6 protein-coding genes and 1 pseudogene are annotated in these 10,157 nt (G+C 48.1%); 5 read left to right on the top strand and 2 right to left on the bottom strand.

Going from position 1 to position 10,157, the window contains the following annotated elements:
• The first annotated feature begins 133 nt into the window (after positions 1–133).
• Positions 134–4,729, top strand: a complete 4,596-nt coding sequence (locus QUB61_RS35390) for a Tc toxin subunit A-related protein (RefSeq protein WP_333135763.1) — start codon at positions 134–136, stop codon at positions 4,727–4,729.
• Positions 4,730–4,845: 116 nt separating this feature from the next.
• Here the strand turns inward: QUB61_RS35390 and QUB61_RS35385 are convergent, their stop codons facing one another.
• Positions 4,846–5,007 (bottom strand): zinc ribbon domain-containing protein, encoded by a 162-nt coding sequence (locus tag QUB61_RS35385; RefSeq protein ID WP_333190357.1) that lies wholly within the window; start codon positions 5,005–5,007, stop codon positions 4,846–4,848.
• A 281-nt stretch (positions 5,008–5,288) separates the two neighbouring features.
• On the opposite strand from QUB61_RS35385, the gene QUB61_RS35380 reads away from it, so the two are divergent.
• The 4 genes and pseudogenes from QUB61_RS35380 to ccmS all read left to right on the top strand — a co-directional run bounded on the left by QUB61_RS35380 (position 5,289) and on the right by ccmS (position 9,702).
• Positions 5,289–6,101, top strand: coding sequence for an RtcB family protein (locus tag QUB61_RS35380; RefSeq protein WP_333135765.1), 813 nt, complete (start codon positions 5,289–5,291; stop codon positions 6,099–6,101).
• A 155-nt stretch (positions 6,102–6,256) separates the two neighbouring features.
• Positions 6,257–6,993 (top strand): annotated as a pseudogene (locus QUB61_RS35375) (RtcB family protein).
• Positions 6,994–7,095: 102 nt separating this feature from the next.
• Positions 7,096–8,892 carry an ABC transporter ATP-binding protein gene (locus QUB61_RS35370; protein WP_333135767.1) on the top strand — a complete coding sequence of 599 codons (1,797 nt, stop codon included), beginning with the start codon at positions 7,096–7,098 and terminating at the stop codon, positions 8,890–8,892.
• Positions 8,893–9,270: 378 nt separating this feature from the next.
• The gene (gene ccmS / locus QUB61_RS35365; protein WP_172188674.1) at positions 9,271–9,702 is read left to right on the top strand and encodes a beta-carboxysome assembly chaperone CcmS; all 432 of its coding nucleotides are present in this window, start codon (positions 9,271–9,273) and stop codon (positions 9,700–9,702) included.
• 78 nt (positions 9,703–9,780) lie between these two features.
• Here ccmS and QUB61_RS35360 read toward each other — a convergent pair whose 3' ends face one another.
• Positions 9,781–10,002, bottom strand: coding sequence for a HEAT repeat domain-containing protein (locus tag QUB61_RS35360; protein WP_333136963.1), 222 nt, complete (start codon positions 10,000–10,002; stop codon positions 9,781–9,783).
• Positions 10,003–10,157 lie beyond the last annotated feature (155 nt).

Genomic DNA, 10,157 nt, shown 5'->3' with positions numbered 1-10,157 from the left:
CTATATATTGATTCCATGGCTTTATCCCTCCCAATTTAAAACTATTAAATTTGTCTAAATATCTGCGGAATGTGGGTACTATCGCAGTGGTGGTGCATTCGTTACGCACAAAGCCAACTTCGATCCGAATTTCTTGCCTGTACTAGACAATTATCTAGCGCCACCTTTAGGACAAGACCAGCGGGTAGCCCCTACGCCTCAACGCCAACAAGCGATGTTTGATTGGTGGGAACGTTTGTTTGACTATACAGTGATGCGGAGGGAAACTGAGCGATCGTCAGAACAACCAGATTGGCTGCTGTTTCATGAATCTGCCGAATTGCATCCAGATAACCCTGCTGATTTAATCCGCCACATTGGGATTGATTTGCGGCACAATACCCTAGTGTTGCAGTATTACCAAGCTTTTCCGGTCACGTCTGTAGAGTTAGAGGACGATCGCTGGGCAGTACGGGTTTGGCAGTCAGAAAAATGGGTTCGGGCATTATTGAAACGGTTCTACCCTAAAGATATCCGCGAAGCTCGCCCCGACCTCTGGGCTTCTGATGACCCATCTGTGCCGGAGACTGCCTTTGGTACTACAGAATCGGGTAATGCTAACCTGACCCTGTTTTATCGCAAAGGTTGCATCGAAAACGGTGAACCGCGTCGCTACGAAGAAATTAAACGTTTGAACGATCGGCTTCGGCAACGGGGCCGGGCAGCATTGGTGGCTTACCTGACGCACCTGAACCGGGTGCCCCTTCCCTGGGGCGGGTTTGCCACAGAAGCCAAGCAATTGAGCGAACTGCTGCTGCTCGATGTAGAAGTGGGACTTTGCCAAAAAGCCAGCCGCATTGAAGAAGCCGTCACTGCGATTCACCTGTTTGTTCAGCGTGCCCGACTGGGACTAGAACCTGAATTTATAGTATCGCCGGATTTTGTTCTGGTGTGGGAGCGGCATTTTGCCACATTCCGTGTTTGGGAAGCCTGCAAACGGCGGCTCATTTATAGGGAAAACTGGGTGGAATGGGATGAATTGCAAGCAGCGAAGCAAACAGAAGCATTCCAATTTTTAGAATCTGAACTGCGTAGCGCTTCCCTAACAATGCCAGTACCCGGAGGACTGACTTATTGGAACGGTTCACGTCCACCTACCCACCCAGGGATAACCCTCCTCCAACACCAGGAACCAGCAACCATGCAACTCCTCAACCCCGCACCAGAGGGACTAGGCTTGATGGGCACACCCGATCGCCATGCTCGCCCCAACTGGCTTTCACCTGTGCACATTCCAAGCGGGCGTGTTCCCCTACCGGACGATCGCGATGATGAGAACGATCGCCCCATACCCGCGATCGTCGGGTCGGCAATGAACCCCCAAGCCCTGGCGCCTACGGCAGACCTGCCGATGTGGCTGCAAGCTGCCGTGCGTTTGGGCACAAAGTTTATCAGGGTAGCGGCGGCAGGCATACCGCCAGCGACAACAACCTTTAAAGCCAAGTGTGGTACATCAGAATCCTCTGCTTGCTGTAGTGTCTGCGGTAAGGTTCATCCGGCGTTGATGGATGAATATTACTTCTGGATTGAAGAGACGCAATACTACGACAAACAACAGCAAATCGCTGAATGGGGCGCTGTTGCCGACAATCCACAAGAAAAGATTGTTGGTGATGCACAAACTGACTGGCACCGCCCAGACAAATTACCAGGTTTATTGCACTGGAAATCAAAACGGATGGTTCACTTGCATTGGTGCCGCGTCCACAATGGCGAGTTTCAACAACCCCGCCAATCCTACGAAGGTGTGCAGGTTCATGTGGCAGCAGCACCTGCGTTAGGACCTGCGTTAATCTTCACAGGGCGCATTGGTGATTCATTACAGTTTGAGATAACGAATAGTCAAGCTCCAGCAGGGTATGCTCCACCACCACAACCTGGTTTTCGCTATAACCTGGCTAACGATGAGGCGATTACGCTACCACAGATCGCGATCGCGCCCACCCCGCCACCAATCGGCGGATTAGCTGCCTTCCCCTTCTTTGCCTGGTTTGACCCTGGTGCGCCATTATTGCCACCCTCAATGTTCAGCCCAGCCGTTGCGGTTGCAGGTCATCTACGGGCACATTGTCGCTTTGAGGCAGCTTTGAAATGGTACGAACTGGTTTATAACCCGTTGTTCAAAGACAATACCTGGCATATTTGCCTACCTGACGAGCCCGAAGTTGAGGAACCCCCTATTCCAAGAGCAGCTTCGATCGAAACACCGATCGTTCAACAAACCGAAGGATGTTGCTGCCCTAGCGACCCGGTCTCTGATGCTGAGGTGAAGAAGCGAGCAATTCTGCTGCAATACCTGGATACTCTACTGCAATGGGGCGATGCGCTGATGCGGAAAAATACCCCAGAAGCTTTTGGGCAAGCTCGCCTGATTTTCGATACAGCCGCGAAAATTTTGGGATCCACACCCACAACCGTATTGTGGAACAACAATGCACAAGCTACGTTCACTGTTACAGCCTTTCGATCAGCTTGTGCGCCTATCAATCCGCGACTGATGTGTCTCTATACAAGCGTTAGCGATCGCCTCGCTTTAATTCATACTTGCTCGAACGCAAAGCGACTCAAGAATGGTCGCCCAAACCTCGATATGCCCTATTTTGGCAATAGCGAGATTCGGGATTGCTGGAAAACCACCCGAGAAATTTGTACTGACGAAAGTGACTGGTGCTTATCCCAAAGTCCCTACCGCTTTATGGTCTTAGTGCAAAAAGCGCAGGAAATGGCAAGTGATGTGCGTGCCTTTGGTAGTGCTCTACTGGCTGCCTATGAAAAAGGTGATGCAGAGTACCTATCAACCATGCGGACTATGCATGAGCGGCAGTTGCTCAACCTAGCTCTAGAAGTACGACAACATCAATGGCGAGAGGCAGACTGGCAGGTGCAGGCTTTGCGGAAAACGAAGGAAATTGCTCAGACCAACTTGCAATACTACAAAAATTTGATTGCGGTTGGGCTGATTGGTGGAGAATCACAATATGAACCACTGACAATTAGCTCAACCACGACTCGGGCTGCTGGTAACATTGCCGTAGCAATAGGACAGACTTTGAATCTCATTCCCGATCCTTTCGTGGGTTTTCCTTCAAACTTCGTTAAATTGCCAGTAGGTACAAAATTAAGCAATATTGTTTCGGCATCTGGCACTATAGCGAATACAGTTGCTGACATTCTAAATACGATTGCATCATTAGGACTCACAAAAGCTGGCTGGGAACGACGCGAACAAGAATGGAAACATCAGGTAGATGTAATCACCATCGAATTAGAGCAAATCGAACGGCAGATTCTTGCTGCAGAGCGTCGTCGTGACATTGCGTTGCGTGAATTGAACAACCATCAGCAGCAAATCGAAAATACTGCTGAAGTACACGACTTTCTGCGCGATAAATTTACCAACCATGCGCTCTACCTGTGGATGCAACAGGAAACTGCGGCAATGCATTATCAAATGTACGAATTGGCATTGCACTGCGCTAGACAAGCTCAACGTGCCTTCAATTTTGAGCGCGGACACACTGCCCGACAGTTCATTCCTGCAGAAATTTGGGACAATCTCCACGAAGGACTTCTATCGGGCGAGCGATTGCAATTAGCCCTACGTCACCTAGAGAAAGCCTACTACGATGAAAATGTCCGTGAGTATGAACTAACCAAGCATATTTCCTTGCGCCTACATTTTCCAATGGCATTCCTGCAACTACAAATCACTGGCTATTGTGAGATTGAAATACCCGAATGGATGTTCGATCTCGATTATCCAGGGCATTATATGCGACGGATCAAGAACGTAACGATGACAATTCCGTGCGTTGTAGGACCCTATACTGGCGTACACTGCCGCTTGACTCTGTTGAGCAGCAAAACCCGTGTAGAGCCAAAACTGATCGAGCCACCTCATACTTGCTGCCACGACGAGCGTTGGAAAAATGGCTATCAAGCAATGGCTGACGATCCTCGCATTGTTTCTATGTATGGTGCTACTGAAGCGATCGCCACTTCCAGCGGACAGAATGACTCTGGTATGTTTGAACTCAACTTCCGCGATGAACGTTACCTACCTTTTGAATTCTCCGGTGTAGTGAGCCGTTGGCGGATAGAACTGCCGTTAGAAAACAATCACTTCGACATGGCAACATTGAGTGATTTAATACTGCACCTGAATTTTATGGCTCGTGAGGGGGGAGAAAATCTTCGTAAAACGGCTAACGATTGTGCACAAAAAAATCTACCAGGTGCAGGTGTACGTTTCTTCGATGTAAAGCGTGAGTTTCCCGACGTCTGGCATTCATTTGCTGGTGCCACATCTCATGTTCCAGCCGCCAAGCAACTGGGTATTCGGTTGAACCGGGATATGTTTCCGTATTTAACTGGCAACAAAAAGATCGGTGTAAAACGGCTGGAAATCCTTTTTGAAGCACCGGGAGCCGAGCCTAGTGCCAACCACATCGTCGAGTTTCTGGTTGGACAGCGTATTGGTCAAATCAAGGAAGAAAAATGCGACTGCGATGTGCATAGCATTGCCTGTGTAGCTGATGCTAAGTGGCCCGGACTTTTTCATGGTGTACTAGAAATTGATTTTGAAGCACTCAGTACATCTGGCTATCAGGATTTAGGGGTGTTCAGATTTGCAATGGATGTTGGTGAAATTACAAATACCTATTTGTTCTGTGGCTACAATATTCTTTGACATCCTCCCCGCCGTAAACGGTCGGGGATTCTAAACATCACTGTTTAGGCTTCCTCTTTCCACGACTCGACTTACATTGAGGAGTTACCTCACCAATGCAGCGGTCGATATCTCGCCTAGGCGTTTAACGTTTCCGTGTGCCCCACGGTACGAAGTCCTAACTCAAGTATGTTGATTGCTGCATTCTTGTCACGTAAGAGTACAACACCGCAGTGCACACAGCGGTGCGTTCTTTGACTCAAAGACTTTTTAACAACATTCAAGGAAAGGGTTGACATCTCAAAAATGAGTCGTAAATTTTTTACCCCACCCCAGCCCTCCCCGAACTCGCGGGGAGGGAGTAAGAAATTCACAAATGATTTAGGAGCGCTATATATTTATTAAAAATTCAAGGAAAGGGTTGACATCTCAAAAATGATATGTTATGAGTTGAGTTATTAGAAAAGTTGCCTTTCAACTTATCTTAAAAAAGATGGCGGCTGCTGAACCCAAGTCTTTTGTTCCCTAAAAAATCTCTTCAACTTTTGGGGGTTGCTATGCAACCCGCAACAGACTATTTATGCAGCAGCCAAAAAACTTGAACAGGCTTTTGCGAGCTTTGTCTCGGCAAGGTCTTGATGTTAGTTACGACAATAAAGTCTACTCGATTTGTCTCAATAGTTCTCTGAAAGAACACTGGCAAGATGCCGATGCTCCAACTGCAGAAGTTTTGCTCCCAGAGGGTTTTCCTGTGGAAGCAAAGGCGCTCAAACAGTTAGCAAATTTGGCGAATGTTCGACACCCTCAAGGCGGCTGCGTTTGCCGCGCCTGCGCTACTCCTGACTTCCATCCGGGGGATTCGGGGGTGGCGATCGGCTCTATTGTAGAAACAGCAGGAATGGTGATTCCGGCGGCTACCGGTTCCGATATTAACTGCGGGATGCGGTTACACGTTGCGGATTTGTCGATCGAACAATTCCTCAGTCAGCGCGATCGATTTGTAGAATTGCTCAAAGGCGATTATTTCTTCGGTACTGGCGATGTCAGCATGACTGCAAAAACTGCTGGCGCGATGTTCCACCACGGGATTCCCGGATGGCTGGATGCTATGCCAGACGAGGCAACCGGCAGCGCGGCCAATTCGGATTTCGAGCAGTTGGCCGCAGAGTGCGATTCCCTGCGGGATAGCTGCGCCGCGCGTACTTTCCTCGGCGGTTCCATGAAAGGCGAGGTCAAATGGCCTCCCGAAGAATTAGTCCCAAATGACGGCTTATTGACACTCCCCAATCTAAAGGTGTGGGGATTCTTGCTTCATCCGTCCTCTCTAGAATTATTGCTAATCCCCTGTTTGGATACGTCCACAAGCGCACACGGACTACCCGACCGCATTTGAAATGATTTACTTAATTGTTTGTTCCTCTTTCCTACACGCTAGTCGCACGTAGCTGAGCATTGTAGACGGGGAGAACCCAATATTGGCTATCTAGGCGTTTTATCGCGTTGCCATTTCTCTCATAACATAGTATTCCAGAATGTGTCGAAATTCAAGTGGTTGAGGAAGTTATCGATCGAGCTACGGCTTATACTTGGGGAGTTCGATCGGGACAAATCGCTTTCATGATTCACTCGGGTTCGCGGAATGTCGGCAAATACATCGGCGGAATGTGGCGCGATCGAGCTTGCGACGCCTGGCCGAAAACTCTGAAACATCCTGAATCCCGGCTTTTTCCGCTGTCTCTGGCAGCAAATCCCGAACTTGTGAACAGCTACCTGCAAGCGGAAGCAACTGCGGCTAACTACGGTTTTATCAACCGTTTGCTGCTAGCAGAACTTCTGCGCTGGCGTTTGCGGCAAGTTTTTGGCGATGTGGAAGCTCCCTTAGTATACGATTTGCCTCACAATATCACTTTAGCTGAAGGTGCCGGCTGGGTAACGCGCAAAGGCGCTTGTCCCGCAAATTCCGGTCAGCCTGTAATTGTACCGGGTTCGATGGGCGCGCCGTCTTATTTGCTGGTTGGTTCGGGGACGATCGATTTTTGCGATCGGCTTCTCACGGTGCAGGAAGGGCGCGATCGCGCTTCGATATGAGTCGCGCAGGTGCTGACAAAACTGACTCCGCTTTGGGATTAACCGGCGTAGATTGCATTACCGGGCGCGAAGAACGCAGAATTGAAGAAGCACCGGCCGCTTACAAGCCAATTCAACCAGTAATTGACGTTCAGGTTGAGGCGCAAATAGTTGGTGTAGTCGCTAAAATGAAGCCAGTGTTAACGTTTAAAGCCTAGGAACGGGGCATTTGAGAATTAAAAATTAAACAACGGTAAGGTGCGCGCCGAGCACCCTACTAATTTTTAATTCTCGGCCCTATTTCCGATACCCCATGCCCTATGAATGATTCTCAAGCATTACCAAATCTATCAAAACCTGTCCATCCCCTAAAGCGGCTGATGAAGTACGGGCGCCGCTACCGCCTGAAAACTTGGCTGGCAAGTATCTGTTCGCTGCTGAATAAATTCTTTGATTTAGCGCCGCCAGCATTAATCGGTATTGCCGTTGATGTGGTGGTGAAACAGCAAGATTCTCTCCTCGCTCAGTGGGGCATAAAAGATGTCTTTTGGCAACTGGCAATTATCACTCTTTTGAGCGCGGTTGTTTGGGCGTTGGAATCTATTTTTGAATATGCCTATGATTATTTGTGGCGCAATTTGGCTCAGGATATTGAACACGATTTGCGTCTGGAAGCTTACAGCCATTTGCAGGAATTAGAATTAGCTTATTTTGAAGAACGCAGTACGGGCGGTTTGATTTCTATTCTCAATGATGATATCAATCAACTCGAACGTTTTTTGGACGACGGCGCTAATGAGGTAATTCAGGTAATGACAACGGTTGTTGTGATTGGCGCGGCTTTTTTTGCTGCATCTCCTCTTGTTGCTGGGCTGTCAATGCTGCCGATACCTTTTATTATTTGGGGTTCGCTCGCCTTTCAAAATCGCCTCGCTCCTCTCTATGCTGATGTGCGGGAAAAGGTGAGTTTTCTGAACGGGCAACTGTCGAATAATTTGATGGGAATTACTACTATTAAAAGTTTTACTTCCGAAGATTATGAAATTCAGCGCATCGAAACACAAAGCCAAGCTTACCGCCAAAGCAACCGACGGGCGATCGCACTTTCGGCTGCTTTTATTCCGCTGATTCGGGTTGTGATTTTCTTGGGGTTTATTGCAACACTATTTCTGGGCGGTTTGGAGGTGGTGGCGGGCCGGTTGTCTGTGGGAACTTACAGCGTTTTGGTGTTTTTGACCCAGCGTTTGCTGTGGCCGCTGACTCGCCTGGGAAATACTCTGGATCAATACCAGCGCGCTATGGCTTCGACTAATCGGGTGATGGATTTGTTGGATACTCCGATCGCAATTCACACGGGTGATATTCGGCTGCCGGTTAGTTCGATTAAAGGTGAGCTGGAATTTAAAAATGTTACCTTTTCTTACAATCAAAGAAAACCGATTTTGCAGTATTTTTCCCTGACTCTGCCGGCGGGGAAAACTACTGCGATTGTTGGGGCGACTGGTTCGGGAAAAAGTACGCTGGTGAAACTAATTTTGAGGCTGTACGAGGTACAGTACGGCAATATTTATCTCGACGGGATAGAACTAAATAACCTGAATTTAAAAGATTTGCGGAGAGCGATCGGATTGGTGAGTCAAGATGTGTTTTTGTTTCACGGTACGGTGGCAGAAAATATTGCTTACGGCAGTTTTGAGGCAACTAATCGAGAGATAGTAAGTGCTGCTAAAATTGCTGAAGCGCACGAGTTTATCGCGCAATTGCCGGACGGTTACATGACTATTGTAGGGGAACGCGGTCAAAAATTGTCGGGGGGACAGCGGCAGCGAATTGCTATTGCAAGGGCTGTTTTGAAGAATCCGCCCATTTTGATCCTTGACGAAGCTACTTCAGCGGTGGATAACGAGACGGAGGCGGCAATTCAGCGATCGCTCGAACGAATTACCAAGAATCGCACTACAATTGCGATCGCCCACCGTCTTTCTACTGTCCGCAATGCTGACTGCATTTTTGTGATGCATGAGGGGATAGTGGTAGAATCGGGGCAGCACGAACAACTTGTCGAACAGGACGGAGTTTATGCGTCGCTCTGGCGCGTGCAATCTGGTATAAAATAGAAACGCAGCGCTTTTTGCTAATTGGTAATTGGGAATTGGGAATTGGGAATTGGGAATTGGTAATTGGCAATTGGTAATATCATGTCTGGTAGCATCATAAGCATATGGGCGGGGCGGGTTTATGAGATAATTAGTTTCACAGGTAGATTGTTGGTAAAACCCGCCCCTACGAGATCGAAAATTATCCGATCGCTAATCAACATAAGTATCTGGGCGGGGCGGGTTTATGAGATAATTAGTTTCACAGGTAGATTGTTGGTAAAACCCGCCCCTACGAGATCGAAATTTATCCGATCGCGAATCAACCAGACACGATATAGCCAACTGACTGCTGACTGCTGACTGTAAAATATTAGTTTATACAAACAAGAAGAGAAAATGTTTCTATTTGATAGCCCTGAGTCCAAACCTAACGAAAATAGCTGGAGTCGGAAATTAGATAAATTTGTGAAAGCTAATCAACATGAATTGGCTGCTTTGGCTTGGGGGCTATTTCTGGAAAGGGGAGAGGAAAGCGAGGAGATTTTGGCAATTGATATTGCAGAAACTGCGCGTTTTGTGTATTGTAAGAAAGAGGCGGTTGAGGAGTTGAACCGTCAAGTGAGAAGTCATATTCAGGAAGTTGTAGGTGTGTTGAACGCTCACAAGCCTGAGAAGGAAGTGGCGATTTTGGCGATCGGTGAAGGTCAAATTAAGTTGATTCTTTTTGAACCTAAGCCTGAACCTCCTGTTTGTTTTGAGGAAGCGGCAACAGATGTTGATACATTGTTGGCTAAGCTCGAACAGCAGATGGTTGAATGTATGAAATGATAAGATTACTCGGATCTTGAAATCGCTTCTACACAAACGAAGTCCGAGCCGAGGGGGACTAAGAAATGAAAGGAGTATTTAAGCCTCATTTAGTATCAGTTGTCCGAGGGCTTCGACGACGCTGGAACGGACTTTTGGCGAGGTGTCTTTCAAGGCTTTAACTAATATGGGCACCATCGCGACATCTCCCATTTTTCCCAGTGCTTCTGCAGCTTTCGCCCTGACAGCGGGGCGGGCATCCTCTAGGGCGGTGTACAAGGTGTCTAGCACCATCTGATAGTATGCGGGATTTTGAATCATGCTGTCAGCCTCCGGTTGGGATAGCGCTTACTGCTGTTTTATTTTACATCTTGCATCTCTGTCAGGAACAGGCATCTTGCCTGTTCCACAAAGAGTAAATTTTCTTGTGGGGTGGGCGTCTCGCCCGCCCTGAAAGCCTGATTAAAAATGTTGCA

It is taken from the genome of Microcoleus sp. C2D2 (assembly GCF_036702495.1).
Lineage (GTDB): Bacteria > Cyanobacteriota > Cyanobacteriia > Cyanobacteriales > Microcoleaceae > Microcoleus.
Note: the sequence above shows the minus strand (reverse complement) of the source record. Positions and strands in the feature narration are given on the sequence as shown.